Origin of the sequence: Amaricoccus macauensis (assembly GCF_049800915.1) — a bacterium.
In the GTDB taxonomy this organism is placed as follows: domain Bacteria; phylum Pseudomonadota; class Alphaproteobacteria; order Rhodobacterales; family Rhodobacteraceae; genus Amaricoccus; species Amaricoccus macauensis_A.
The window spans coordinates 1-25,469 of the sequence record NZ_JBNAFY010000002.1; the positions used below are offsets into that span (position 1 = coordinate 1).

Here is a 25,469-nt window from a genome sequence, read left to right on the forward strand (position 1 = left end):
TTCACCACCGCCGCCGGGCTCACGAGCGACGTGGGTGACTACGATGTCGCCGCCACCGGTCTGACCTCTGGCAACTACGAGATCGCCTACGAGGCCGGCACGCTCACCATCGACCCGGCGCTTCTCACCGTCACCACCGACGACGCCTCCCGCACCTACGGCGCCGCGAACCCCGAGTTCACCGCGAGCTATTCGGGCTTCGTGCTCGGCCAGGACGCGGGTGATCTCGACGGCACGCTGGGCTTCACCACCGCCGCCGGGCTCACGAGCGACGTCGGGAATTACGATGTCGCCGCCACCGGTCTGACCTCTGGCAATTACGAGATCGCCTACGAGGCGGGCACGCTCACCATCGACCCGGCGCAGCTGACCGTCACCACGGATGACGCCTCGCGGACCTATGGCGCCGCGAACCCCGAGTTCACCGCCAGCTACAGCGGCTTCGTCCTCGGCCAGGACGCGTCCGATCTCGATGGCACCCTCGGTTTCACCACCGCCGCCGGGATCGCAAGCGACGTCGGGAACTACGATGTCGCGGCCACCGGCCTCACTTCCGGCAACTACGAGATCGCCTATGAGGCCGGCACGCTGACCATCGACCCGGCGCAGCTGACCGTGACGGCCGACGACGCCACCCGCACCTATGGTGCCGCGAACCCGGACTTCACCGCGAGCTATTCGGGCTTCGTGCTCGGCCAGGACGCGTCTGATCTCGACGGCACGCTGGGCTTCACCACCGCCGCCGGTCTGACCAGCGATGTCGGGAATTACGATGTCGCCGCCACCGGCCTCACCTCGGGCAATTACGAGATCGCCTATGAAGCCGGCACGCTGACCATCGATCCGGCCCAGCTGACCGTGACGGCCGATGACGCGACCCGCACCTATGGCGCGGCAAACCCGGACTTCACCGTCAGCTACAGCGGCTTCGTACTCGGCCAGGACGAGAGCGATCTCGACGGCACGCTCGGCTTCACCACCGCCGCCGGGATCGCCAGCGACGTGGGCGACTACGATGTCGCCGCCACCGGTCTGACCTCTGGCAATTACGAGATCGCCTATGAGGCGGGCACGCTCACCATCGACCCGGCGCAGCTGACCGTCACCGCCGACGACACCACGCGAACCGTCGGCTCATCCAGCCCCGGGTTCACGGCAACCCTGGAAGGCTTCGTTCTCGACCAGGATGAAAGCGTCCTCGACGGCAGCCTCGTATTCCTGACCAACGCGAGCCTCACGAGCCCCACGGGAACCTACACGATCACGCCGGGCGGGCTGAGCTCCACGAACTACACCCTGACCTTCACGCCGGGCACGCTCTCGATCGTCCCGGGCACCCCGAACGGGGGCGGAGGAACCGGCGGCAACATCGAGGGCGACGCGCTCCTCGCAACCGCCGGCACACGGGAAGAGTTCGAGCGCGGCCTGCCGCCCTTCACGCCGGGCGACGCGACCTACCGCACCACGGAGTTCGACGCGCCACCAGCCATCGCGGCGCCGTTCGAGCTGACCTATTCCCTGGGCGAGTTCGTGCAGCTGACCCCCGCGGGCGGCGCACCCGCCGCACCCGCCGCAGCGACGGCGGCGACCCAGGGCTTCACGCCCGCCACGGGCCGTCTGGTCGCCGAGGCCGAAGGCTTCGTCCCGGCCGCGGGCGGGGCGGAGGCACAGAACGGCTTCGTGGCCGCCGCCGGCACGGCCGCGGAGGCCGATTGCGCGGGCTTCATCAATCGCGGTCCCACCTCCCAGACGGGATGCGGGCGAGAGAACACAACGGAATCCTATTGGGCGACAACCGGGCGGGGCGAATGACTTTCAGCCGACTACTCACTGCGGCCTGCTGTGCAGGACTGACCTTGCTGCCCCAAGGGGCGGCGGCGCAATCGGCAGCCGATCTCCTGCCACGGGGCACGGACCTGCAGACCGACCCTTCGCGCGAGGTCACGCCTCCCCGGGAACCGTCCCTGCCCGAGTCGGTGATCCCCGGCCTCACCGGCGCGGACGGCCCGCTCGTGCTCGAGGGCATCCGCCTCACCGGCGCGGAAATGCTTTCCGCCGAGGAGCTGCAACCGATCTGGGCGGAACTGATCGGGGAGCCGGTGGGTCTGGCCGAGCTCGAGGCGGTCGCCGAGGAGATCGGGGCGGCCTACCGCGCGGAAGGCTACATCCTCTCGCAGGCGGTTCTCCCGGCACAATCCGTGGCCGATGGCATCGTCGAGATCGTCGTGGTCGAGGGCTTCGTCGACCGGGTGGAGATCGCCGCCGAGAAGCCCCGGGTGCAGGAGACAACCGACCGGCTGTTCCGGCCCGTGCCGGAGGACCGCCCGCTGCGCCTGGAAACGCTCGAGCGCTCGGTGCTCCTTGCGCGCGACACCTATGGCGCGGATGTGGAGACCGTGCTCGAGCCCTCGCCCGAAACCTTCGGGGCGGCGGATCTCGGCGTCGCAGTGACCCCGGAACCGACTTCCTGGTTCGCGACCGTGGACAACCGCGGCTCGCGGCTCTACGGCGCCTGGACGCTGGGGGGCGGGAGCCGGAGCTACGACCTCCTCGGCCTCAGCGAGCGGATCGACACTCTCGTGGCCGCCGCGCCCGCCGATGGCTCGCTGCTCTTCGGCTCTGCAACCATCGACATTCCCGTTCCGCAGCTCTCCGGCACCTGGTTCGACGGCGGGCGCTTCGAACTGGCCGGCGACATCTCCCGCGCGGACCCCGACCTGCAGGAAAGCGGCTCCCCGGAAGAGCTTTCGCTCCTGCAGGACGAAACGGAAGTGCGGGCCAGCCTGATCGTGCCCTTCATCCGCACCCGCTCCCAGAACCTCTTCGGCCGGGCCGGGCTCGTCTGGCGCGAAAGCGAAAGCCTGACCGACTTTTCGGGCGACGAGACCACGTCCGAAGACCGCCTCATCATTTTCGATGCGCGGCTGACATGGGATCTCGCCGACCGCTACGGCGGCGTCAATCTCGTGGAAGCGAACCTGCGAAAGGGGCTTGATATCGCAGGCGCCAGCGTCGGTGCGGAAGGGCCCTCCGCGGGCGTGCCGGACTTCCTGCTCGGCGCCCTCACGCTCTCCCGCCTCCAGCGGATCGGGCAGAGCGACTGGTCCGTCTACGGTGAGGTGATGGGGCAGATGGCGGCCGACGTCCTGCCCAGCAGCGAGCGCTTCTCCCTGGGCGACAGCACCATCGGGCGCGGGTTCGCGCCGGGCAACACGTCGGGGGATTCGGGCTTTGGCGCACGGATCGAGGTCCGACACAGCGTGGCGCCCCAGTATCTCGGTACGGCGGTGGATCGCGTCGAGATCTATGGCTACGGCGACTATGGCCGGGCCTATGACCGCAGTGCGGATCGCGATGGCGACAAGGGCGAGACCCTGGCGTCCGCAGGGATCGGCGCGCGCATCGACGTGCGGCCCTGGCTCACGATCACGCCCGAGATCTCACAACAACTCGAAGGCATCCCGACGGACACCACCGATCCCGATCACGAAACCCGCTTCTACATCGGTGCAGTCGCGCGGTTCTGACCGCCGCTGCACCTCGGGCGCCGTGTCATTCACGTCATTCCACGCGCGTCCACGTGCCGCCACTGCGGCAGATCCCGAGCTTGCAGCCATAGACCGAAAGCGTGTCGCCCGAAAGCTCGAGCCGCGAGACGAAGGTCTGATCGGCCCCCGGGGCGTAGATCTTGCCCTCGTAGGTGCCGCCACCCGAGGCCGTGGTCTCGGTGATGATCTGACGACCGATATTCTTCGACGCGAAGGACTGGCCGCTCGGTTTGAAGGTCTCCACCAGCGTGCCACAGATCTTCGATCCGCAAGGCTCGATGTTGATCAGCCCGGAATCGCCGTTCTCATACTGGTTGGTGCGCCAGAGGCCCACGATTGGGTCTGACGCGAATGCCGGGGCGGCAAAGGCGATGGCCACCGCCGCGGCAAATGCGTGTCGCAGAATCATTTCAACTCCTTCATGCCCTCATCGGCAAGATCTAGATCCCGGAGAGGGCAATCAAGCGGGGGCATGGGGGGCTATCACCCGATTGTGTTCAGGACATCCGCCAATGTTTCTCCAATGCGATCAATATGCGCCTTCTCGATGATCAGAGGCGGTGAAAGCGCAATGATGTCGCCCGTGGTCCGGATCAGCACGCCCGCCTCGTAGGCCTTGAGGAAGGCCTCGAACGCCCGTTTCGTCGGCGCGCCGGGGATCGGCTCCAGTTCGACCGCCCCGATCAGGCCAAGATTGCGAATGTCGATCACATGGCGCGCGCCCTTCAGCCCGTGCAGCATGTCCGCCCAGTAGTCCGCAAGGCCGTCTGCGCGTGCGAAGAGATCCTCCTCGCGGTAGGTGTCGAGGGTCGCGAGCCCCGCGGCCGCGGCGAGCGGATTGCCGGAATAGGTGTAGCCGTGGAAAAGTTCGATCGCCTCTTCGGGGCCGGTCATGAAGGCATCGTGGATCTCGCCCGTGCACAGCACCGCGCCCATGGGGATCACGCCGTTGGTAAGGCCCTTCGCGCAGGTGATCATGTCGGGCTGCACGCCGAAATACTCCGATCCGAAGGCCGCGCCCAGCCGCCCGAACCCGGTGATGACCTCATCGAAGATTAGGAGAATGCCGTGCTTGCGTGTGATCTCGCGCAGCCGCTCGAGATAGCCTTTGGGCGGCAGCAGCACGCCGGTGGAGCCCGCCATCGGCTCCACGATCACGGCCGCGATCGTCTCGGCACCATGCAGGGTCACGATCCGCTCGAGTTCGTCGGCCAGTTCCGCGCCATGTTCCGGCTGGCCGCGCGACCAGGCATTCTTCTCGGGCAGATGCGTGTGGGGCAGGTGATCGACGCCCGCGAGCAGGCTGCCGAAGAAGCGGCGGTTGTTGACGATCCCGCCCACGGAAATGCCGCCGAAATTGACGCCGTGGTAGCCGCGCTCGCGCCCGATCAGCCGGGTCCGCGAACCCTGTCCGATGGCGCGCTGGTAGGCGAGCGCGATCTTGAGCGCCGTCTCCACCGATTCCGAGCCCGAGTTGGTATAGAACACGTGGCGCATCCCCTCGGGCGCGATCCCGATCAGCCGGTTGGCCAGTTCGAACGCCTTCGGATGGCCCATCTGGAAGGCCGGGGCATAGTCGAGTTCGGCCACCTGGGCCTGGATCGCCTCGACGATCCTCGGTCGCTTGTGACCGGCGTTGCAGCACCAGAGCCCCGCGGTTCCGTCCAGAACCTCGCGGCCATCGGCGGTTGTGTAATGCATGCCTTCGGCCGCCACGAACATGCGCGGCGCCTTCTTGAATTGCCGGTTCGCCGTAAAGGGCATCCAGAAGGAGTGAAGGTCATTGGGCTGGGGCATGTTCATGATCGGCTCTCCGACAGGCGCGCTCGCTCCGCAAAGCGGGATCGTCAACCACGACCCGAAACCGCCTCCCCGGTCAAGCCCGTATTGGGTATTGGCCGATGCGGGGAAGCGGCCCATTCCGCCATCGGTGCTGTGAGCCAATGGCACGGAACAAGCCGAAGGCGCCGTGCCTGCGACGGCCCGCCCGGACGGGCTGGCGCATCGTCGATGCAGGCGCGACGTGTAGAGCTAGGCAGTGGCGTCGCCATAAACTGCGCCGAACAATCGTCGCGGCGCCACCCCCTGGTCCGCCGCCGGCCCGGCCCCGAAAACGGCGGCGAAAGCCCGCTTCCTGCCGCATCCCCGATGAGCCCAAACCCGGAAAATCGTCTGCATGGAATATGCATGAAATATGCATGAAAGCTGCATGCCCTCCGAAGCCCGTTTCAGCCCCGTTCCGGTTGCTTCCCGTAGTCCGCGAAAAGCGCCAGCACCCTGTCCATCTCCGCGTCCGGCAGGATCACCGGTGGGCCGAATCCCTCCGCCACCGAGAGCTGTCGGGCCAGCGTTTCAACCTCCCCCGCGAGCCAGAGCGCCTTCTCGAGCGACGGCCCAAAAGCGATCTGCCCATGGTTCGCCAGCAGGCAGGCTATCCGCCCGTCGAGTGCCGCGACCATCGCTTCGCTCAGTTCCGCGGTGCCGAACGTCGCATAGTCGGCGCAACGAATATCTGGGCCACCGGCAACTGCGACCATGTAATGAAAGGCCGGAATCCCGCGCCGAAGGCAGGAAAGCCCGGTCGCATAGGTCGAGTGGACATGCACCACTGCACCCGCCTCTTCACGCGTGCCATAGATGTCGAGATGCATCCGCCATTCCGAGGAGGGCTTGATCCCGCCTTCCCAGGTTCCGTCATTGCGGACGAAAACGATCTCCTCGGGCGAGAGCCGCTCATAGGGAATGCCCGAGGGCGTGATCAGCATGCCACCCTCGGCGCGGCTCGAGACATTGCCCGAGGTGCCCTGGTTGAGCCCTTCGGCGTTCATCCTCAGGCATGTGTCGATGATCGCCTGTCTCGGGTCCGGCATGGTCTTGCCGCGCATCCGGTTCAGGCCGCCGCCGCCGCGCGCTCGGGGAAAAGCGCTGCAATCGCGCCATGTTCGGCCGGCACGATCCCCTTCTCGGTAATGAGCCCCGACACCAGCCGTGCGGGCGTGACATCAAAGGCGTAGTTCGCGGCCGGCGTCGCCTCGGGGCTGATGCGCACCTTCGTCACCCGCCCCTCCGGGTCCTTGCCGTGCACCCAGCTTACCTCGTCGCTCGAGCGCTCCTCGATCGGGATCTCCGCGCCACTCTCAAGCCGGAAATCGATCGTGGGGGAGGGGAGCGCGACGTAAAACGGCACGTTGTTGTCCTGCGCCGCGAGCGCCTTGAGATAGGTGCCGATCTTGTTGCAGACATCGCCATTGGCCGTGGTGCGGTCCGTGCCGGTGATGACAAGATCGACCAGGCCCTGCTGCATCAGGTGCCCGCCGGTATTGTCCGTGATGAGGTGATGCGGCACGCCGTGATTGGCCAGCTCCCAGGATGTCAGAGCCGCGCCCTGGTTACGCGGCCGTGTCTCGTCCACCCAGACATGCACCGCGATCCCCGCGTCATGGGCCTGGTAGATCGGCGAGGTCGCCGTGCCCCAGTCCACGGTGGCGAGCCAGCCGGCGTTGCAATGGGTGAGGATATTGACCGGTCCCGGCCTGCGCGCCGCGATCTCGCGGATCAGGTCCAGCCCATGCATCCCGATCATCCGGTTGATCTCGGCATCCTCGTCACAGATCTCGGCCGCGCGGACCCAGGCCGCGGCCTCGCGCTCGGCCTCGGGCAGGGGGCGCAGCGTCGCCATCATCTGGTCCAGCGCCCAGCGGAGGTTGATCGCAGTGGGCCGGGTCGCATGAAGCCTGTCGTAAAGAGCGGCAAGCCGCGCATCCGAGGCGTTCTCATGGATGCCGAGAGCCAGGCCATATGCCGCCGTCGCCCCGATCAGTGGCGCGCCCCGCACCAGCATGTCCGATATTGCGTGCGCGGCTGCCTCGGGCGTGGTCAGCGAGACAGTCTCGAATGCGTGCGGCAACCGGGTCTGGTCGATGATGCCGACGCGACCGGGCCGGTCAGCAGACGCCGCCTCCTCGACCCAGATCGTGCGGGTTGGTGTGCCGTTGACCTTCATATCATCCTCCCAGTCGCTTAAGCAGGGAGGCAACTGCGCACACCCCCGCCGACCCGCCCGCTTGCCGGGACAGATCGTTTCCGCAATCTGCTAGCGCGACCGAACCGCTCAGGCCAGTTCCTTCGCCGGGATGAACGGCCAGAAGACGCCCCCCGACCACAGCCCGAACTGCGAGGTGCCGTCGATCTCTTCCTCGCAGCAGATCTCCACCAGGCGGTAGAAGCTCTTGCGGTCGATCAGCGCTTCGAGCCCGGAGCGAATCATCACGTAGGGTGAAGGCTCGCCGGTTTCCGCGTCGCGTACTACCCGGATCGGATGGTCGCGGCCCGCCACGGCCTCCTCGTCTACATTGGTAAGGAAGGTGATCTCCTGATCGCGTCCCTCGCCGTGCACCTGGAAATCCACCGCCACAAATGGGGCATCCTCGACCCGGATTCCGACCTTCTCCACCGGTGTCACCAGGAAATACTTGCCGTCTTCCTTCTTCAGGACCGAGGAAAAAAGCTTCACCAGCGGCATCCGGCCGATGGGCGTCCCGAGATAGAACCACGTCCCGTCGCGGGCGATCCGCATGTCGAGATCGCCGCAGAACGGCGGATTCCAGAGGTGAACGGGCGCGGGGCCCCGCCCTTTCGCGGCCTTCTGAATATGCGTCGCGATACTGTCGGCTGTTGAAACTGTACCAACTCCGACGTTGGTATCCGTTTCGTGATCGCCTTTGTGCATTGTGGTCACGCCTCTCCGGGGTATGCTCCGATTGATCGGAAACAGTGTGTAAGAGCTGCCGGGCCCGTCAAGGCCTGCGGCGACGAAAGGAAGTCGGGCATGGCGGACACGGACGATCTGATGCACGAGATCGAGGCGACGGGCGCGCGACTGATGCAGGCGCGGGAGATGATCGCGCGGCGGATCGTCGGCCAGCAGGCCGTCGTCGAACAGACGCTCATCGCCATCCTCTGCGGAGGCCACGGGCTGCTCGTCGGCGCGCCGGGGCTGGCCAAGACCCGGCTGGTCGAGACGCTGGGCACGGTGCTCGGCCTCTCGGCGCACCGCATCCAGTTCACCCCCGACCTGATGCCCGCCGACATCCTCGGCGCGGAGGTGCTTGAAACCGGCGCGGACGGGACTCGCGCGTTCCGGTTCATCGATGGGCCGATCTTCTGCCAGCTGCTTATGGGCGACGAGATCAACCGCGCCAGCCCGCGCACCCAGTCCGCGCTCCTTCAGGCCATGCAGGAACACGAGGTCTCCGTGGCCGGCCAGCGACGCACCCTCCCGGCGCCCTTCCATGTTCTCGCGACTCAGAACCCGATCGAACAGGAAGGCACGTATCCGCTACCCGAGGCCCAGCTCGACCGGTTCCTCCTGCAGATCGACGTGGAATATCCCGAACGCGACGACGAGCGCGAAATCATCCTTTCCACCACCGGCGCGACCGATGTTCAGGTCGAGCCGATCTTCGACCCCGACAGCCTGATTGCGGCGCAACAGCTTGTCCGCCGTCTGCCGGTCGGTGAAAGCGTGGTCGAGAAGATCCTCGACCTCGTGCGCGCTGCCCGTCCGGGCGAACCCGATGCCCATCCGGCAGTGACCCAGGCGGTCAGCTGGGGGCCGGGACCGCGCGCGGCCCAGGCCCTGATGCTCGCGATCCGGGCCCGCGCCCTGATCCAGGGCCGCCTCGTGCCGGATCTTGATGATGTCGCGGCCCTCGCGCGCCCGGTCCTGATCCACCGGATGGCCCTCGGATTTGCCGCCCGCGCGGAGGGGCAGACGCTCGACGGCATGATCGCCCGGCTCGTCACCGATATCATGCAGGTGGAGGCGGCTGCGTGAGCACATCGCCCCGTCTGCGGGGGCGCAACAAGCCCCAGGGTCCGGTCGGGCTCAGGCGCGATGCCGAGAAGATCGGCGGCGCGCTGCCGCCCCTGCTGGCCGAGGCCGAAATCCTCGCCGGTACGGTCGCGCAGGGGGCACACGGGCGCAGGCGGGCCGGCCATGGCGAAAGCTTCTGGCAATACCGGCAGGCCGTGCCGGGCGACGCGCGCTCCATGGTGGACTGGCGTCGCTCGGGGCGGTCGGATCTTCAGTATATCCGCGAAATGGAGTGGGAGAGCTCCCAGACCGTCAGCATCTGGGTCGATGATGCGCTGTCCATGGATTACCGCGCCGAAGGCAGCGAACGTTCCAAGCGTGAACGTGCCTCGCTCCTCGCGCTGGCGGTCTCGGTCCTGCTGATGAAAGGCGGCGAGCGGGTCTCGCTCATGGGGACGAACGCTGCCCTGCCACGCACGGGCCGGGCGCAGCTCAATCGCATGGCGATGGAACTTGGCGGAGAGCCGCGCGAAGATCGGGGCGACTATGGCGACCCGCCGCAGGACACCATGCCGCGCGGCGGGCGGGCCGCGTTCTTCTCCGACTTTCTCGGGGACCTCAACACGCTCACGCCGGTTCTCTCCCATGCTGCGGACCAGGGCGTGAAGGGCTGTTTCGTTCAGGTGCTCGACGAAAGCGAGGAGGTCTTTCCCTTCGACGGCAGGGTGATCTTCGAAAGCATGGGTGGCGACACCGAGTTCGAGGCGCAGCGGGCCCGCAGCCTGCGGGAGGCCTACAAGGCGAAACTGAAGAGCCACCGGGCAAGGCTCGACGAGATCGCGCATCATCTCGGATGGCGCGTTTTGCATCACAGGACAAGCGAAAGCCCAAGAAAGGCCCTGCTCTGGCTCTATATGGCAATCGGAGATCGGGCTTGATGCTCGACTTCTGCGAATTTTTGCGCAAGGATTCATCTCCAATATGAGTATTGGTTCCCTCGCGTTTCTGTCCCCCTGGCTGCTGGCCGCGATTCTGCTGCTGCCCGCGCTCTGGTTCCTGCTCCGCGCAGTGCCGCCCTCGGCCCTCCGGCGCGTGTTCCCGGGTGTTCGCCTCCTGCTCGAACTGGACGAGACGGAGCGCACGCCCGCCCGCACCCCCTGGTGGCTGCTTGCGCTCCGGATGCTCGCGATTGCCGCAGTCATCATCGCCTTCGCCGAACCGGTGCTCAATCCGCGCGGCGAAAGAGGTGAGGGGCCGCTCCTGGTGCTCCTCGATGGCGGATGGGGCGATGCACCGGACTGGTCCGATCGGATCGGCCGGGCAGCAGGCCTTCTGACCGAGGCCGAGAGGGATGCCCGCCCGGTGGCGGTTCTCCTGCTGGCCGATGGCCCGCCCCAGGGTGCTTTGCCGCTTCGGGCCGCGGCCCAGGGAGCGGACCGGCTGCCTGGTCTCGCTCCGCGCGCCTGGTCTCCCGACCTTACGGACTGGCCCGCCTGGATCAATGCGCTGGACGAGGATTTCGAAACGGTTTGGCTCACCGACGGGGTCGGTCAGGAGGGGGAACGCGCGGTCGCGGAGGCCCTCCTGGATCATGGCCCGGTAACTGTTGTGGTGCCCGAGGGCCGGGTTCGGGCGCTTTCGCCGCCCTGGCTCGAGCAGGGAACCCTCCATGTCGGTGCGCTGCGGATCGTTAGCGAGGCCGAGGAGCCGGTTTCCGTCTCGGCCTTCGGCCCCGATCCCAACGGTGTCGAGCGGCTTCTGGGCAAGGGCGAGGGGCTGTTCGCCGCCGGAGAGGGGCAGGCCGATGTCGAGATCGAGATGCAGTCGGAGCTGCGCAACCGGGTGGAGCGCATTCAACTGGATGCAGGGCGGTCCGCTGCCGGTGTCGTGCTCGCGGGCGATTCCGTTCGCCGCCGCGAGGTGGGCCTCATGTCCGGGCAGGCCGGAAGCGAGGCGCAAGACCTCATCGACCCGCTCAATTACCTGCGCAAGGCGCTCGAACCCTTTGCAGAGACCATCGAGGCGCCGCTTCCGCAGATGCTGCAGAGCACACCTGATCTTCTGATCCTGGCGGATGTCGGCAGCCTGGCCGAAACCGAGCGTGCGGATCTGATCGCCTGGGTCGAGGACGGCGGAATGCTCGTCCGCTTTGCCGGACCCCGTCTCGCGCGTTCCGGCGCGGGCCAGCTCGAGGCCGATCCGCTCCTGCCCGTGCGGCTTCGCGCCGGCGGTCGTTCTTTGGGTGGTGCGATGTCCTGGGGCGCGCCGCGCCGGCTCAGGCCCTTCGCCGACGACAGCCCGTTTGCCGGGCTCGCCCTGCCTGCGGATGTCGAGATCTCGGCCCAGGTCATGGCCCAGCCGGACCCGGACCTGCCGCAGCGCGTGATCGCAAGCCTCGAGGATGGCACCCCGCTTGTCACCTCCGCTCCTCTCGGGGATGGCCAGGTGGTCCTCTTCCACGTGACGGCCAGCGCGGACTGGTCGAACCTGCCGCTCTCGGGGCTTTTCGTCCAGATGCTGGAACGGCTCGCACAGAGCGCGGGCGGTGTCGGGGAAACCGGGTCCGAGGATCTGGCGGGATCCGTCTGGACGCCCGTCAGGGTGCTTGATGGCTTCGGGGACCTCCAGACGCCGGACCTGCTCGCCGGGGTGCCGGGCGAACGGCTGGCGCAGGGCGAGCCGTCGCGCGACGTGCCGCCGGGCTTCTATTCCAGCGGCACGCGGCGCACCACGCTGAACGTGATGGGCCCCGATGTGCGCCTGTCCCCCATGTCGCCGATGCCCCAATCCGTCACTGTCGAAGGAATGGAGCGCGAACAGGAAGTGTTCTTTGGCCCCTGGCTTCTCGGACTTGCCCTCATGCTTCTCACCATCGACCTGCTCGTTACCCTCTGGATCTCCGGGCGGCTGTCGCACCTCGGGCGGCATCCCTCCCATGTCGCGGGGGTGCTTGGGGTGATCGTGCTGTCCGGTGTGGCGGCGATGATGCCCGCTCCGGTGGCCGCACAGGAGACCACCGACGAGGCTGCGGCCCTCTATGCCGCGAACGAGACGGTGCTGGCCTACGTGATCACGGGCAATGCGCGCATCGACCGCACGAGCGAGGCTGGGCTCAAGGGCCTCGGTCAGGAGCTCTTCGACCGGACGGCCGTGGTGCCCGCCGATCCCGTGGGCGTGGACCTGGAAACCGATGACCTCTCGCTACTGCCGCTGCTCTACTGGCCGGTGACGGAGGCGCAGACCCCGCCTTCGGACGAAGCCTACGGCAGGCTCAACGAATATCTCCGCCACGGCGGCATGATCCTCTTCGACACGCTCGACAGCGACCTGGCCCCGAATTTCAGCGGGGCGACGCCGAACAACCGGGCCCTGCAGCGCATCGCGCTCAAGCTCGACGTGCCCCCGCTGATGGAGGTGCCGAGCGACCATGTGCTGACCCGGACTTTCTACCTGCTGCAGGATTTTCCGGGCCGGTTCCACAGCGCTCCGGTCTGGGTCGAGGCCGCCCCCGAAACACAGGCAGTCGAGGGGCTTCCCTTCCGCAACCTAAATGATGGCGTGACCCCGGTGGTGATCGGCGGAAACGACTGGGCATCGGCCTGGGCGATCCAGGACAACGGCGCGCCGATGTATCCCGTCGGGCGCGGGCTCAGTGGCGAGCGCCAGCGGGAGATGGCCTTTCGGTTCGGAGTGAACCTCGTGATGCACGTGATGACCGGAAACTACAAGTCGGACCAGGTGCATGTGCCGGCCCTTCTCGACAGGCTGGGACAATAGCAATGCGCAGTTTCGTCTTCGATCCGCTGTTGCCCGGCCCGGTCCTCATCACGCTTGGCGTGATCGTCGCCGTCTTCATCGCGCTCGCCGTCTGGCGCGGTCTGGCGGGCTGGTGGCTGCGCGCACTGGCGGCCGCCGTCATCCTCTTCGCGCTCCTCGGTCCCTCGATCCGCGAGGAGGATCGTGCTCCTGTCTCCAACATCGCTCTGGTGGTCTATGATGCCAGCGCCAGCAACAGGATCCAGCAGCGCCCCGACCAGCTTGCGCAGATGGAGGCGAATCTCGAAGCCGAGCTCGGAGCCCTGGGCGAGAACCTCGAGGTGCGCGAAACCCGCGTCGCGGATGGGGGTGATGACGGCACCCGGCTGATCGCCGCGCTGAGCGAGATGGCCGCGGAACTGCCCCAGGAACGCATCGCGGGCGCAATCCTCGTCACGGATGGGCGCGTGCACGACGCGGATGCCATCGACGGGTTTCCCGCCCCGGTCCATGTCCTGCTCACCGGAAGCGCCCAAGATTGGGACAGGCGGATCGTCATGGAGACCGCGCCGGCCTTCTCGATCGTCGATGAGCCGGTCAGCCTCTCGCTTCGGGTCGAGGATCTCGGCGCGGCCCCACCGCAGGGGGCCAGCGCGCCTCTGCTCATCTCGCTCGATGGGGAGCCGCCGCTGCGCTTCGACGTTCCGATCGGGCAAACCGTCTCGCTTCCGGTCACGCTGACCCGCGGCGGCATCAACGTGTTGCAGATCTCGACGCCCGAGGCCGAGGGCGAACTCACGGCGCGCAACAACGAGGCGGTCGTGTCGATCAACGGCGTGCGCGACCGACTGCGGGTGCTGCTGATTTCCGGCGAGCCCTATCCCGGCGAGCGCACCTGGCGGAACCTGCTCAAGTCCGACAGCTCGGTCGACCTCGTGCATTTCACCATTCTCCGCCCGCCGGAGAAACAGGACTTCGTCCCGGTCTTCGAACTGTCCCTGATCGCCTTCCCGACCCAGGAACTCTTCATGGAGAAGGTGGACGAGTTCGATCTCATCATTTTCGACCGATACCGGCGGCGCGGCATCCTGCCAGCGGGCTATTTCGCCAACATCGCCCGCTATGTCCGGGACGGCGGCGCGCTCCTGCTTGCGACGGGCACGGATTTCGCCGGTGCCGAAAGCCTCTCGCGCTCGCCCCTGCGCGAGGTTCTCCCTGTGGAACCGACGGCGCAGGTGATCGAGCGCGGGTACCACCCGATGATCTCCGAGCTCGGCTCGCGCCACCCGGTCACCGCCGGTCTCGAAGCCCACGGGCCGCGGGACCCGGAGGCGGATGGAACACCCGGCTGGGGACGCTGGTTCCGCCTGATCGAGACCACCGCCCAACAGGGCCAGGTGGTGATGACCGGCCCCGAAGAGGCGCCGCTTCTGGTCCTCGACCGACAGGGGGAGGGCCGCATCGCGGTGCTGGCCTCCGACCATGCCTGGCTCTGGAGCCGGGGCTTCGAGGGCGGTGGGCCGCAGATGGAACTGTTGCGCCGGCTGGCACACTGGCTCATGAAGGAACCCGAACTGGAGGAGGAAGTGCTCCGCGGCCGGGGCGACGAGGGCGATCTCGTCATCACGCGGCGCACGATAGAACCCGAGGTGCCGCCCGTAACGGCCACCAGCCCGGGCGGGGAGGCCCAGGAGGTCGAACTCACCGAGGTATCCCCGGGGCTGTGGGAAGCCCGGATCGAAGCCGGTGAAAATGGTGTCTGGCAACTCGAAAACGGGGAGCGCGCGGCCGTTGCCGTGATCGGGCCGTCCCAGCCCAAGGAGTTCGCCAATCCGGTTTCCACGGGGGCGGAGCTGCAACCGCTTGCGAATGCGACCGGCGGCGGCATTCTCCGGGCGGAAGACGGCGAAGTGGATCTGCGCCTGGTGCGCGAGAACCGCATCGCCGAAGGGCGGGGCTGGCTCGGACTGGTGGACCGGGAGGCCTACCAGCTTCGCGACGTAACCCAGGTCGCGATTGCCCCGGGCTGGCTCATGCTCCTGATCGCGTCCTCCCTGCTTGTCATGGCCTGGCGTCTGGAAGGGCGGTAGGGGAGGGGCCCGATCTGCGCCGGGCCATACTCCTCCCCGGGGCCATGTGTTGCGCCTCATCATTGGTGCTGGAAGGCAATAGCACAGACCTAGCCGTCGGCGCGGTGCCTGCAACGGCCCGCCGGGACGCGTCGTCTATGCCGTGGCATACCACCGGTTCAGGCTATGGCGTCACCATGAACCGTGTCGAACAGGCGGTTTCGCGCGGCTCTCCGGTTCGCCGCCGGCCGCGCCGCGAAAACGCCAGCGGCCTGCCCGATTGCAGTCATATAGGGGGCTCGCACCAATACCGCCTTGGCCTCCGAACTGGCCTGCGAGGGCGAACTTGAACTCCCACAGCATCGACGGCCGGGCGGATACCGCTCCACAAAAGAAAAGACCCGCCACAAGGGACGGGTCCATTCGATGTTCAGTTCGTTGGTCGATATCAGTGCAGCTTCGCACCAACCTCGGAAATCGAGGCATCGATCGTCTTCTTGATATCGGCGGCCTTCATGGACCCGCTGATCACATCCGCGGCGGCTGCCACGGCTACGGCGACGGCCCGATCCTTGACCTGCTTCAGGGCTGCCTGTTCGGCGGCCTCAATCTGCTCGGTCGCGGTTGCGAGACGGCGCTCGACAGATGCCTGAAGGTCTTCCTTGGCCTTTGCGGCGGCCTGTTCGGCTTCCTTCCGCGCGGCAGTGACGATCTCTTCCGCCTGAACGGTCACTTCGCGCTGGCGGCGCTCGTAACTTGCCAGGAGAGTCTGAGCTTCCTCGCGAAGCGCGCGGGCTTCATCGAGTTCGGCCTTGATCGTCGTTGCACGTGCATCGAGCTTGGAGCCGATCAGCTTCGGAGCACCAGCATAGATCACCACGCCGACGAAGATCAGGAAACCGATGGTGACGACGATATCCGTGTTGTTCAGAAAATCCATCGCCTTACCCCTTCAGCCGGTTCGAAACCGCTGCATCGATCGCCGAAGCGTCCGCTGCAACCGGACCGATGGCGGCCACGATTTCGGCTGCCGTCTGGCGTGCGACTTCCTCGACACTCACCGCCGCCTGATCACGGATCTCCGCAATGCGCTTCTCGGATTCCGCAGCGCGAGCCGCGATCTCCGCATCGGCCTTCGCCATGAGCGCGTCGACTTCCTTGCCGACCTCGGCCTTCTTCTCGGCCGCGATCTTCTGGGCATCGTCGCGGGCCTTGGCCAGGGCCGCATTGTAGGCGGCTTCGGCTTCTTCCGCGCGGCGCTTGTAGAGCTGTGCGGTTTCTAGATCGCCCGAGATCGCATCGCTGCGCTCGGCAAGAACGCTGGTGATCCGCGGGATCGCAACCTTGCTCAGGATCATGTAGAGCAGGACGATCGAGACGATCAGCCAGAAGATCAGGTTGGGGAAGTATTCCGGATTGAGCTGAGGCATGCCAACTTCAGCCTGGTGAAGCACTTCGGCTCCAAGGCTTTCAGCGCCATGGCCCCCAGCCGCAGCTTCGGTCTCATTCGCCATGTATCACTCCATCCGTGAGCCCATGCGGGCAAGCCCGCACGGGTCAGAAAACCCGGGTCCGCCTTAGACGGCGAACATCAGGAGGAGCGCAACGAGGAACGAGAAGATGCCGAGCGCTTCAGCGAATGCGATGCCGATGAAGAGCGTCGCGGTCTGTTCGCCAGCGGCCGACGGGTTGCGGAGTGCACCGGCGAGGAAGTTGCCAGCCACGTGGCCGATACCGATGCCGGCGCCGCCCATGCCCGTGCAAGCGAGGCCCGCGCCGATGAACTGACCCATTTCAGCGATATTGCCTTCCATCTTGTAGCTCCTTTGGATTGGAATGGCGAAAACTTGAGTAACGCGGCTGGTCCGGACCTCAGTGGCCCGGATGCAGCGCATCGTTGAGATAGACGCAGGTGAGGATCGCGAACACGTAGGCCTGGATGAAGGCCACCAGAAGTTCGAGACCGTAGATTGCCGCGATCGCAGCGAAGGGCAGGATCGCCCCCACGCCGAGCGCGCCTGCAAAGCCCGCGAACACTTTCAGAACCGCGTGACCAGCCATCATGTTGCCGCCAAGACGGATGGAGTGGCTGACCGGGCGCACGAAGTAGGAAATGACCTCGATCACCGCGAGGACGATCCGCAGCGCCAGGGTGGGTGCGGAGGAAACCCAGAAGAGCTTCAGGAAATGCGCGCCATGCTTCATGAAGCCGATCGCCGTGACCGTCACGAAGACCGCGATCGCGAGAACCGCCGTCACGGCGATATGCGAGGTGGGCGCGAAGCTCGTCGGGATGAGCGCGAGCACGTTGGCGAAGAGGATGAAGAGGAAGAGCGTCAGGATATAGGGGAAGTATTTAGCCCCTTCCTTGCCGGCCACGTCCTCGACCATCTTGCGCACGAAACCGAAAAGCACTTCCGCTGTCGACTGACCGCGGGAAGGGACCAGCGCGCGGCCCCGGGTCGCGGTCACCATCAGCAGCGTGATTGCGCCGACCGAAAGCAACATCCAGAGCGTCGCATTGGTCGGCGTGTACCAGTGAACGGCACCATCGCCGAACAGCGGCTCGACCATGAACTGATCCATCGGGTGGATGTTAAAGGGGCTATCGCCGTGTCCTGCGTCGCCTGCCATGTGTCCTCTCTCAGCCCTCTCTCAGCCCTCTTTCGGCCCTTGCGGGTCGGTCCCGTCCCCCGGTTCCGGAGGATTTTCCATGTCGCGTGCGTCGCCACCCAGCCGGGCCGCTTCGCCGCGTTTTCTCCGGACTTCCTCGGCCGTTCGAACCATCGTCCGAACCCCGGCCGCGAAGCCCAGTATGGCGAACAGCATGAGGAACACCGGGAGCGTTCCGAACAGGCTGTCCAGCCCGTAACCGATTGCCAGTCCCAGCAGCATTCCCGCGACGAGTTCGGTCACCATGCGCCAGGCGAGCGATCCCTGCGTGAACTTGTCCTGCGCACCTTTCTTCGGCTTCGGTGCGGAGGATGCCTTGGCTGCGCTGATCCGGTCTTCGAGTGCCTGCATGCGTCGGGAAAAGTCGTCCTTCTCCATCGCGCGTGCCCCCGAAATCCGTTTGGTGCCCCCAAGCCCCAGTTCTGACGTTTCGAGGTGGTCTTAATGCAATCGTGAAAGGTCTGTCAAGAAAACGCGACCGTGTATGAATCCGATTATGTGTCTGACAAATATAGATAAAACATAATTCTGCGATTCCCCGGCACATTCATTTCGCATTGCGGCAGTCTTTCGCGACCATGATTCACACGATCAACCAAATGGTTGATTTTGCTGGACCCCATACTCAACCGAGCGGTTGACTCTTGCTCGACCCATGGCAAAGGCTTTCGGGATGGACAGTCTCACCGAGCCCGATCTGGATCTGATCTTCGCCGCGCTGGCCGACCCGACGCGCCGCGCGATCCTGCGGGAGCTTCTGGACGGCGAGCAAATGGTCAGCGCCATTGCCGAGCCGCTGCCCATGTCGCTTGCAGCCGTCTCGAAGCACCTTCAGATCCTCGCCCGCGCCGGGCTGGTGAGCCAGAGACGTGACGGGCGGGTGCGCAGCTGCCGGTTGGAGCCGGACGGGTTGGCCGCGGCCTTCCTCTGGATGCAGGGCTTCGGCGCCTTCGCCATGGACGACTACGATGCGCTCGAGCGGATGATCGAGAACGTCTTGAGCGAGAAATACGACGCGGAGTCCCCAGGGTTGTCAGACTCCGGGGTTTCGTCGGAGGGCGAGCATTCCTAGATATAAGGTATTCAGCCGCCTCATTCTGGGGGCTGCGGCAAGCGGCGAGCAACGCCGCGCAAGAATATTGTTCGGGAGATTGGAAATGCTCGAGTTCAAGGTCAGTGGAATGAGATCGGATGCCTGCAAGCAGCGCGTTGCGCGGGCCGTTCAGATATCCGACCCGACAGCGCAGGTGGCGGTCGACCTTTCGACCGGGCGCATGACAATCAAGACAGATGCCGAGCCCGAACTCGTCCGGAACGCGATCGAGATGGAAGGCTACCTCGTGGAGTCGGGCGCCCGAAGCGGCTGATCACGGGCGGATCACCCCGAAATCGTGTATCCCGACGGTTTGCTGCGGTCCGGGGAGCGCGTCAATTCGTCCCGGAACCGCTCGATATCCGCCTTCCGGCAAAGCTCCGTGCCCGGCGTGATGACCGCGGCCGTCCCGGCGGCCGTTCCAAGCGTGAACGCATCGCTCGGCGACTGGCCCTGTGAGAGGGCATAGAGCATTCCACCCAGAAAGCTGTCCCCGGCGCCGACCGCGCTCGTCACCTCCACCTCCGGCGGGCGAAGCCAGATCGCCTCGCCATTCCCGGCCAACATCGCGCCATCACTGCCCATCGTCACGGCGGCAAGCTCGATGTTTCCCTGGTTCGTCAGTTCGATTGCGGCGGCTTCGATCTCGACGGCGGTGTGAAGCGGCTTTCCGAGGAGCTTGCGCAACTCGCCAAGCGACGGTTTTGCGAGGTGAATGCCGCCATGGGCCACGGTGGCCTCGAAGATCTCGCCCGACGTATCGAGAACGAACTTCGCGCCCCGCTCGCGCGCCAGATCGGAAACCTCGCAATAGCAGGTGACGGGAAGGCCCTTCGGGCAGGAACCGCTCGCAACGAGGTAGTCGAAGTCCATTTCCCGGATCTCGGAAAGACACCGGGTCCATTCATCCGGGGTCACGGTCGGACCTTCGGGCGTGAACCGATACTCCAGATGCGTCGCGGTCTCGATCACGGCCTGGCTCATGCGAGTCATGGCTGAAATCGGGATTTCCTTCGTCTCGAAGGTCATCTCCGCCAGCAGGTCGTCGAGGAGCCGCCCGATGGCGCCGCCGCTGAGATAGACGGCCGTGGTCCCGCCGCCGAGTTCGGAAACCACGCGCGAGACGTTGATGCCGCCCCCGCCGGGATCATACCGCTGGTTATGAGTACGGATCTTGTGGGTCGGGTGGACGGTTTCGGTCTCGCATGATCCATCCACGCAAGGGTTGAGCGTGAGCGTGACAATCTGCTTCATCGGTCTCGTGATCCCTTTCGTGAGGCAGTCTTTGTGCTCAGGTTAGGGCGAGCAGTGCGCGGTGGCAAACGCTCTCGCACCTATATGAGCAGAAGGATTCACCGGTGGGTCACCTGCGCCGTGGTCGCCGCGCGAGGAGCGATTTTGCCGGCAACCGGCAGCGAGAAGCGACATTTCATGCGCCGGTCGCGTCGTTATCCACATCCATGATGTCTAATTTGTGATCAATGCTGTGCGATTTGTGTTCATACCGGCCCTTCCGTCAGTTTCTGCACAATGCTTGTGCGCCTGTTTCCTTGACCCGCGAGGGGGTGCTTTGCAGCTTCACGCGACTGCGCTGAAGGGGGCGGCGATCCGGAATGTTCGTCACGGACCCACCTGCGCGACCCGGTTTGCAGACAAGAGGGATGGGACGAATCCATGCAATACAAACTCAAGAATCTTTGGGCAGCGACGGCTCTGGCCGGCTGCCTCGCTTCTGCTCCGGCGTATGCGCAGGACGACACGATCAAGGTCGGCATCCTGCACTCGCTATCCGGCACGATGGCCATTTCCGAGACGACGCTGAAAGACGTCATGCTGATGCTCATCGAGGAGCAGAACGCCAAGGGCGGTGTCCTCGGCAAGCAGCTCGAGCCGGTGGTCGTGGACCCCGCCTCCGACTGGCCGCGTTTCGCCGAACTGTCGCGTGAGCTGATCGCGGGCCAGGGCGTCGATGTGGTGTTCGGCTGCTGGACCTCGGTGAGCCGCAAGTCGGTTCTGCCGGTTTTCGAGGAACTGAACTCGATCCTGTTCTACCCGGTCCAGTATGAGGGCCAGGAAAGCCAGCGCAACGTGTTCTACACCGGCGCCGCCCCGAACCAGCAGGCCATCCCAGCGGTAGATTACCTGTCCGATGTTGAAGGCGTCGAGCGCTGGGTGCTCGCAGGCACCGACTATGTCTATCCGCGCACGACAAACCTGATCCTCGAGCAGTACCTCAAGGATGCCGGCGTCGCCGAAGAAGACATCATGATCAACTACACGCCGTTCGGTCATTCCGACTGGCAGACGATCGTTTCCGAGATCAAGGAATTCGGCTCACAGGGCAAGAAGACCGCCGTGGTCTCCACGATCAACGGCGATGCCAACGTGCCGTTCTACAAGGAACTCGGCAACCAGGGCATCACCGCGACCGACATTCCGGTCGTTGCCTTCTCCGTGGGTGAGGAAGAGCTTGCCGGTCTCGACACCGCGCCGCTCGAAGGCCACCTGGCCGCGTGGAATTACTTCATGTCGGTCGATACGGAAGAGAACGACGCGTTCGTCGAGAAGTGGCTCGAGTTCACCGGTGACGAGAACGAGGTCACCAACGACCCAATGGAAGCCCACTACATCGGCTTCAACATGTGGGTGAAGGCGGTCGAGGAAGCTGGCACCACCGACCCCGACACGGTCATCGACACCCTGCCGGGCACCGAAGCGCCGAACCTCACGGGCGGCATGTCGGTCATGCTTCCCAACCATCACATCACCAAGCCGGTGCTGATCGGTGAGATCCTCGATGACGGCCAGTTCGAGGTCGTGGAAGAAACCGACGATCTCATTCCGGGCGATGCTTGGTCCGACTTCCTGCCCGAAAGCGCGACCCTCGTCGCCGATTGGGTCGAGCTCGACTGCGGCAACTTCAATACCGAAACCGAGACCTGCGGCGGTTCCGCCGAGTAAGCCATTGGCTCTTCCGCGCGGGCAGGGACGTCCGCGCGGCTTCTGATTATCCTGCGGGGGCACATGCGTTTTCTAGTAACTCTATTTGTCTGGTTGGTGGTCAGCGTCACCACGCCAGCTTTTTCCCAAACGCTGGAGGACCTGCTGCCGCAGCTTCCCGAAGGGGATTACGACGACCGCGCGGAGGTGATCCGCGCGATTGCCGTTACAGGCGATGAGCGCGCGCTTGCCGTTTTGCGTGCCCTGGGCGACCGCGACCTGCATGTGCGCGAGAGCGACGGCGCGATTCTTATCGTCACGGGTTCGCGCTCCAACCAGGTGGGAACCGATCCGCTTACCGGCGCGGATCTCGGCCCTGTCGAACGGCGCACAACGGATGCCATTCGCATCAACAACTCGCTTCGGCGGGTGATCGCCGCGGCCATCGGCACGCTCAACCTCACCAACCCGAACCCCGCACGACGGCTGAGCGCGGCCAATGCCGCTTTTGATGCCCCCGACCCGGATCAGATCGAGGCACTTGAGACCGCGCTCGAGGTCGAGGAGGACAGCGAGATCCGCCGCGCGCTGGAACAGGCCCGCGCCCGCACGCTGCTTGAAACCGACGCCCCCACGGACATCAAGGTCGAGGCGATCGACATGGTGGCCTCCAAGGGCGGGAATGCGGCCCTCGCGGCGCTGGGTGCCTATCGCAACTCCGACGATCCCGCGATTGCCGAAGCCGCGGAAGAGGCCATCGCCGGCATCGAACGCAAGCGCGCCATGTGGGCGCAGGCCCAGAACATCTGGTTCGGCCTCTCGCTCGGCTCGGTGCTGCTGCTTGCCGCCGTCGGGCTCGCCATCACCTTTGGAGTGATGGGGGTCATCAACATGGCCCATGGCGAGCTGATCATGCTCGGCGCCTACACCACCTTCATGGTGCAGGAGGTGATCCGAACCTCCGCCCCCTGGCTCTTCGATTACTCGCTCCTGATCGCCACACCCGCAGCCTTCCTCGTGGCCGGTGCCGTGGGCGTGGGCATCGAGCGCGGCATCGTGCGCCACCTCTATGGCCGCCCACTGGAGACGCTGCTTGCCACCTGGGGTGTGAGCCTGATCCTCCAGCAGTCGGTCCGCACGATCTTCGGCCCCACCAACCAGGAGGTCGGCAACCCCTCCTGGATGTCGGGCGCCTTCCAGTTCGGCGAGATGACCGTAACCTGGAACCGTTTCTACATCATCATCTTCGCCATCGTGGTCTTCGTGGCCCTGCTCACGCTCCTGCGCCGCACGGCACTTGGCCTCCAGATGCGCGCGGTGACGCAGAACCGCGCCATGGCCTCGGAGATGGGCATCCCCACGGGCCGGGTGGACGCGCTGACCTTCGGGCTCGGCGCGGGCATCGCCGGGCTCGCCGGCGTGGCGCTTTCCCAGATCGACAACGTCTCGCCCAATCTCGGCCAGACCTACATCATCGACAGCTTCCTCGTCGTGGTGTTCGGCGGCGCGGGCAACCTCTGGGGCACCTTTGCCGCGGCCTTCTCGCTCGGGATCGCCAACAAGTTCCTCGAACCCTACGCCGGCGCGGTCCTGGGCAAGATCCTGATCCTCGTCTTCATCATCCTGTTCATCCAGAAGCGACCCCGCGGGCTCTTCCCGCAGCGTGGCCGCGCCGTGGAGGGCTGAGACATGCAAGAACCCCTCATCTCTCCGCGCATCGGCATCTTTCTCGCCGTCCTCTTCGCGGCGATCGTGCTCGTGCCCATCGGCAACCTGATGGTGCAGCCCGGCGGTCTTGGCTACGTGCCGAGCCATATCGTGGCACTGCTCGGCAAATACCTCTGCTACGCGCTGCTTGCGGTCGCCCTCGACCTCGTATGGGGCTATTGCGGCATCCTCTCGCTCGGCCATGCCGCCTTCTTCGGGCTCGGCGGCTACGCCATGGGCATGCACCTGATGCGCGAGATCGGCGACCGCGGCGTTTACGCCAACCCGATCCTGCCCGACTTCATGGTGTTTCTCGGCTACGAGGAGCTGCCCTGGTTCTGGCACGGCTTCGACATGTTCTGGTTCGCCGCCCTCATGGTGTTCCTGGTTCCGGGCGCGCTCGCCTTCATCTTCGGCTGGTTCGCCTTCCGCTCCCGCGTCACGGGCGTCTACCTCTCGATCATCACCCAGGCGATGACCTATGCACTCCTGCTCGCCTTCTTCCGCAACGAGATGGGCTTCGGCGGCAACAACGGGCTCACGGACTTCCGCGACGTGCTGGGCTTCTCGCTCTCGGCGGACACCACACGGGTCGGTCTCTACGTGCTCTCGGGGCTGGCGCTCGGCTTCGGCGTGCTCCTTGGCCGCAAGATCACCATCTCGAAATACGGCAAGATCCTGATCGCCATCCGCGATGCCGAGAGCCGCACGCGGTTCATGGGCTACCGGGTCGAGCACTACAAGCTCTTCATCTTCGTGGTCTCCGCCATGCTCGCGGGCCTCGCCGGTGCGCTCTACGTGCCGCAGGTGGGCATCATCAATCCCGGCGAGTTCAGCCCGGCGAAATCCATCGGCATCGTGATCTGGGTGGCACTCGGCGGACGCGGCACGCTGGTCGGCGCGGCCATGGGCGCGCTGATCGTGGCTGCCGCCGAGAGCTGGCTCACGGCGACGATCCCCGATGCCTGGCTCTTCGTTCTGGGCGCCACCTTCGTTCTGGTCACCATCTACCTGCCGCAAGGCGTGCTGGGCCTCATCGAAGGCGCCTTCCGCAAGCGGGAAAAGGCCGAGCCTGTCGGCAAGGAGGCTGAGGCATGACAACGTCAACCAAGCCGGGGGACCGCGGCCCCCACGCAACGCAGCTCTATCTCAACGGCGTCAATCGCAGCTTCGACGGCTACAAGGCCATCAACGACCTCTCGATCTATATCGAAAAGGGCGAATTGCGGGCCGTGGTCGGACCCAATGGCGCGGGCAAGACGACGATGCTCGACATCATCACCGGCAAGACACGGCCCGACTCGGGCGAGGTGGTCTGGGACAATGCGGTGGACCTCACCCGGCTCGACGAGGCCGGCAGCGCCCGGCTCGGCATCGGGCGCAAGTTCCAGAAACCCACGGTTTTCGAGACGCTGACCGTCTACGACAACTTCCTGCTGGCGCTGGCGGGCGACCGCGGTGTTCCCGCCGCGCTCCTCTACAAGAAGGACAAGTCGGACGCCGACCGCATCGACGAACTGATGGAAACGGTGCGCATGACCGATCACCGCTTCCGCCTTGCGGGCTCGCTCAGCCACGGCCAGAAGCAGTGGCTCGAGATCGGCATGCTGCTCGCGCAGGACCCGGCCCTTCTCCTGGTGGACGAGCCGGCTGCCGGCATGACGGATGCGGAGACGATGCGCACGGCGGAGCTTCTGCGCACGCTTGCGGGCAAGCATTCGATCCTCGTCATCGAGCACGACATGGAGTTTGTCCGCGCGCTCGATTGCAAGGTCACGGTCCTGCACCGGGGTCACGTTCTGGCGGAGGGCTCGCTCGATCACGTGTCGGCGAACCCGGAAGTCATCGAAGTCTATCTGGGGCGCTGA

General features: G+C 65.7%; 23 protein-coding genes. 12 read left to right on the forward strand and 11 right to left on the reverse strand.

The genetic code is table 11. The features are described 5' to 3' along the window. On the forward strand, nucleotides 1-1,812 hold a 1,812-nt coding region (locus tag ACP15W_RS04250), incomplete at its 5' end, for an MBG domain-containing protein (RefSeq protein ID WP_424931614.1). Beyond that, a complete protein-coding gene (locus tag ACP15W_RS04255) occupies nucleotides 1,809-3,527 on the forward strand; it encodes a ShlB/FhaC/HecB family hemolysin secretion/activation protein (protein WP_424931615.1) in 1,719 nt (572 codons plus the stop codon). The genes ACP15W_RS04250 and ACP15W_RS04255, both read left to right, overlap by 4 nt. A 34-nt stretch (nucleotides 3,528-3,561) precedes the next feature. On the opposite strand, the gene ACP15W_RS04260 is transcribed toward ACP15W_RS04255, so the two are convergent. The 5 genes from ACP15W_RS04260 to ACP15W_RS04280 form a co-directional block, all read right to left on the reverse strand. Next, complete coding sequence (locus ACP15W_RS04260; protein WP_424931616.1) at nucleotides 3,562-3,957, reverse strand: DUF2147 domain-containing protein; 396 nt, start codon at nucleotides 3,955-3,957, stop codon at nucleotides 3,562-3,564. A gap of 74 nt (nucleotides 3,958-4,031) precedes the next feature. Next, entirely contained in the window at nucleotides 4,032-5,351 is a 1,320-nt protein-coding gene (locus tag ACP15W_RS04265) for an aspartate aminotransferase family protein (RefSeq protein WP_424931617.1), read from the reverse strand. Nucleotides 5,352-5,776: 425 nt separating this feature from the next. Then, nucleotides 5,777-6,433: a class II aldolase/adducin family protein gene (locus tag ACP15W_RS04270; RefSeq protein WP_424931618.1), complete on the reverse strand. Its 657-nt coding sequence runs from the start codon at nucleotides 6,431-6,433 to the stop codon at nucleotides 5,777-5,779. Between the two features lie 5 nt (nucleotides 6,434-6,438). Next, entirely contained in the window at nucleotides 6,439-7,551 is a 1,113-nt protein-coding gene (gene mtnA, locus ACP15W_RS04275; protein WP_424931619.1) for an S-methyl-5-thioribose-1-phosphate isomerase, read from the reverse strand. 108 nt (nucleotides 7,552-7,659) lie between these two features. Next, nucleotides 7,660-8,277: a DUF1285 domain-containing protein gene (locus ACP15W_RS04280; protein WP_424932274.1), complete on the reverse strand. Its 618-nt coding sequence runs from the start codon at nucleotides 8,275-8,277 to the stop codon at nucleotides 7,660-7,662. Nucleotides 8,278-8,376: 99 nt separating this feature from the next. On the opposite strand from ACP15W_RS04280, the gene ACP15W_RS04285 reads away from it, so the two are divergent. From ACP15W_RS04285 to ACP15W_RS04300, 4 genes are read left to right on the forward strand one after another with little or no spacing between them, the layout of a single operon-like run. Further along, nucleotides 8,377-9,384 carry an AAA family ATPase gene (locus tag ACP15W_RS04285; protein WP_424931620.1) on the forward strand — a complete coding sequence of 336 codons (1,008 nt, stop codon included), beginning with the start codon at nucleotides 8,377-8,379 and terminating at the stop codon, nucleotides 9,382-9,384. Continuing rightward, complete coding sequence (locus tag ACP15W_RS04290; RefSeq protein ID WP_424931621.1) at nucleotides 9,381-10,301, forward strand: DUF58 domain-containing protein; 921 nt, start codon at nucleotides 9,381-9,383, stop codon at nucleotides 10,299-10,301. Before ACP15W_RS04285 ends, ACP15W_RS04290 begins: the two co-directional genes overlap by 4 nt. Nucleotides 10,302-10,344: 43 nt before the next feature. Then, nucleotides 10,345-13,140, forward strand: coding sequence for a DUF4159 domain-containing protein (locus ACP15W_RS04295; protein ID WP_424931622.1), 2,796 nt, complete (start codon nucleotides 10,345-10,347; stop codon nucleotides 13,138-13,140). 2 nt (nucleotides 13,141-13,142) lie between these two features. Next, nucleotides 13,143-15,209, forward strand: coding sequence for a hypothetical protein (locus ACP15W_RS04300; RefSeq protein WP_424931623.1), 2,067 nt, complete (start codon nucleotides 13,143-13,145; stop codon nucleotides 15,207-15,209). Between the two features lie 427 nt (nucleotides 15,210-15,636). Here the strand turns inward: ACP15W_RS04300 and ACP15W_RS04305 are convergent, their stop codons facing one another. The 5 genes from ACP15W_RS04305 to ACP15W_RS04325 form a co-directional block, all read right to left on the reverse strand. Next, entirely contained in the window at nucleotides 15,637-16,128 is a 492-nt protein-coding gene (locus ACP15W_RS04305) for a F0F1 ATP synthase subunit B (RefSeq protein ID WP_424931624.1), read from the reverse strand. 4 nt (nucleotides 16,129-16,132) lie between these two features. Next, nucleotides 16,133-16,702, reverse strand: coding sequence for a F0F1 ATP synthase subunit B' (locus ACP15W_RS04310; protein WP_424931625.1), 570 nt, complete (start codon nucleotides 16,700-16,702; stop codon nucleotides 16,133-16,135). A gap of 63 nt (nucleotides 16,703-16,765) precedes the next feature. Further along, nucleotides 16,766-17,002, reverse strand: a complete 237-nt coding sequence (locus ACP15W_RS04315) for a F0F1 ATP synthase subunit C (RefSeq protein ID WP_424931626.1) — start codon at nucleotides 17,000-17,002, stop codon at nucleotides 16,766-16,768. A gap of 58 nt (nucleotides 17,003-17,060) precedes the next feature. Continuing rightward, nucleotides 17,061-17,822 (reverse strand): F0F1 ATP synthase subunit A, encoded by a 762-nt coding sequence (locus ACP15W_RS04320; RefSeq protein ID WP_424931627.1) that lies wholly within the window; start codon nucleotides 17,820-17,822, stop codon nucleotides 17,061-17,063. A 21-nt stretch (nucleotides 17,823-17,843) separates the two neighbouring features. After that, nucleotides 17,844-18,239: an AtpZ/AtpI family protein gene (locus tag ACP15W_RS04325; protein ID WP_424931628.1), complete on the reverse strand. Its 396-nt coding sequence runs from the start codon at nucleotides 18,237-18,239 to the stop codon at nucleotides 17,844-17,846. Between the two features lie 295 nt (nucleotides 18,240-18,534). Between ACP15W_RS04325 and ACP15W_RS04330 the strand changes: the two genes are divergently transcribed. Continuing rightward, nucleotides 18,535-18,933, forward strand: coding sequence for an ArsR/SmtB family transcription factor (locus ACP15W_RS04330; protein WP_424931629.1), 399 nt, complete (start codon nucleotides 18,535-18,537; stop codon nucleotides 18,931-18,933). Nucleotides 18,934-19,018: 85 nt separating this feature from the next. After that, nucleotides 19,019-19,228, forward strand: a complete 210-nt coding sequence (locus ACP15W_RS04335) for a heavy-metal-associated domain-containing protein (RefSeq protein WP_424931630.1) — start codon at nucleotides 19,019-19,021, stop codon at nucleotides 19,226-19,228. Between the two features lie 11 nt (nucleotides 19,229-19,239). On the opposite strand, the gene ACP15W_RS04340 is transcribed toward ACP15W_RS04335, so the two are convergent. Then, nucleotides 19,240-20,208: a 1-phosphofructokinase family hexose kinase gene (locus ACP15W_RS04340; protein ID WP_424931631.1), complete on the reverse strand. Its 969-nt coding sequence runs from the start codon at nucleotides 20,206-20,208 to the stop codon at nucleotides 19,240-19,242. Nucleotides 20,209-20,628: 420 nt separating this feature from the next. Between ACP15W_RS04340 and urtA the strand changes: the two genes are divergently transcribed. The 4 genes from urtA to urtD all read left to right on the forward strand — a co-directional run bounded on the left by urtA (nucleotide 20,629) and on the right by urtD (nucleotide 25,469). After that, nucleotides 20,629-21,915 carry an urea ABC transporter substrate-binding protein gene (gene urtA / locus ACP15W_RS04345; protein WP_424931632.1) on the forward strand — a complete coding sequence of 429 codons (1,287 nt, stop codon included), beginning with the start codon at nucleotides 20,629-20,631 and terminating at the stop codon, nucleotides 21,913-21,915. A 63-nt stretch (nucleotides 21,916-21,978) separates the two neighbouring features. Continuing rightward, the gene (gene urtB, locus ACP15W_RS04350; RefSeq protein WP_424931633.1) at nucleotides 21,979-23,580 is read left to right on the forward strand and encodes an urea ABC transporter permease subunit UrtB; all 1,602 of its coding nucleotides are present in this window, start codon (nucleotides 21,979-21,981) and stop codon (nucleotides 23,578-23,580) included. A 3-nt stretch (nucleotides 23,581-23,583) separates the two neighbouring features. Next, the gene (gene urtC / locus ACP15W_RS04355; RefSeq protein ID WP_424931634.1) at nucleotides 23,584-24,699 is read left to right on the forward strand and encodes an urea ABC transporter permease subunit UrtC; all 1,116 of its coding nucleotides are present in this window, start codon (nucleotides 23,584-23,586) and stop codon (nucleotides 24,697-24,699) included. After that, nucleotides 24,696-25,469, forward strand: a complete 774-nt coding sequence (gene urtD / locus ACP15W_RS04360; protein WP_424931635.1) for an urea ABC transporter ATP-binding protein UrtD — start codon at nucleotides 24,696-24,698, stop codon at nucleotides 25,467-25,469. Before urtC ends, urtD begins: the two co-directional genes overlap by 4 nt.

Excerpts from the sequence above, each read along its gene's own strand:
- ACP15W_RS04255 (WP_424931615.1), top strand. The coding sequence starts at position 1,809 with ATGACTTTCAGCCGACTACTCACTGCGGCCTGCTGTGCAGGACTGACC.
- ACP15W_RS04260 (WP_424931616.1), bottom strand. The coding sequence starts at position 3,957 with ATGATTCTGCGACACGCATTTGCCGCGGCGGTGGCCATCGCCTTTGCC.
- ACP15W_RS04265 (WP_424931617.1), bottom strand. The coding sequence starts at position 5,351 with ATGAACATGCCCCAGCCCAATGACCTTCACTCCTTCTGGATGCCCTTT.
- ACP15W_RS04270 (WP_424931618.1), bottom strand. The coding sequence starts at position 6,433 with ATGCGCGGCAAGACCATGCCGGACCCGAGACAGGCGATCATCGACACA.
- mtnA (WP_424931619.1), bottom strand. The coding sequence starts at position 7,551 with ATGAAGGTCAACGGCACACCAACCCGCACGATCTGGGTCGAGGAGGCG.
- ACP15W_RS04280 (WP_424932274.1), bottom strand. The coding sequence starts at position 8,277 with ATGCACAAAGGCGATCACGAAACGGATACCAACGTCGGAGTTGGTACA.
- ACP15W_RS04285 (WP_424931620.1), top strand. The coding sequence starts at position 8,377 with ATGGCGGACACGGACGATCTGATGCACGAGATCGAGGCGACGGGCGCG.
- ACP15W_RS04295 (WP_424931622.1), top strand. The coding sequence starts at position 10,345 with ATGAGTATTGGTTCCCTCGCGTTTCTGTCCCCCTGGCTGCTGGCCGCG.
- ACP15W_RS04300 (WP_424931623.1), top strand. The coding sequence starts at position 13,143 with ATGCGCAGTTTCGTCTTCGATCCGCTGTTGCCCGGCCCGGTCCTCATC.
- ACP15W_RS04305 (WP_424931624.1), bottom strand. The coding sequence starts at position 16,128 with ATGGATTTTCTGAACAACACGGATATCGTCGTCACCATCGGTTTCCTG.
- ACP15W_RS04310 (WP_424931625.1), bottom strand. The coding sequence starts at position 16,702 with ATGGCGAATGAGACCGAAGCTGCGGCTGGGGGCCATGGCGCTGAAAGC.
- ACP15W_RS04315 (WP_424931626.1), bottom strand. The coding sequence starts at position 17,002 with ATGGAAGGCAATATCGCTGAAATGGGTCAGTTCATCGGCGCGGGCCTC.
- ACP15W_RS04320 (WP_424931627.1), bottom strand. The coding sequence starts at position 17,822 with ATGGCAGGCGACGCAGGACACGGCGATAGCCCCTTTAACATCCACCCG.
- ACP15W_RS04325 (WP_424931628.1), bottom strand. The coding sequence starts at position 18,239 with ATGGAGAAGGACGACTTTTCCCGACGCATGCAGGCACTCGAAGACCGG.
- ACP15W_RS04330 (WP_424931629.1), top strand. The coding sequence starts at position 18,535 with ATGGACAGTCTCACCGAGCCCGATCTGGATCTGATCTTCGCCGCGCTG.
- ACP15W_RS04335 (WP_424931630.1), top strand. The coding sequence starts at position 19,019 with ATGCTCGAGTTCAAGGTCAGTGGAATGAGATCGGATGCCTGCAAGCAG.
- ACP15W_RS04340 (WP_424931631.1), bottom strand. The coding sequence starts at position 20,208 with ATGAAGCAGATTGTCACGCTCACGCTCAACCCTTGCGTGGATGGATCA.
- urtA (WP_424931632.1), top strand. The coding sequence starts at position 20,629 with ATGCAATACAAACTCAAGAATCTTTGGGCAGCGACGGCTCTGGCCGGC.
- urtB (WP_424931633.1), top strand. The coding sequence starts at position 21,979 with ATGCGTTTTCTAGTAACTCTATTTGTCTGGTTGGTGGTCAGCGTCACC.
- urtC (WP_424931634.1), top strand. The coding sequence starts at position 23,584 with ATGCAAGAACCCCTCATCTCTCCGCGCATCGGCATCTTTCTCGCCGTC.
- urtD (WP_424931635.1), top strand. The coding sequence starts at position 24,696 with ATGACAACGTCAACCAAGCCGGGGGACCGCGGCCCCCACGCAACGCAG.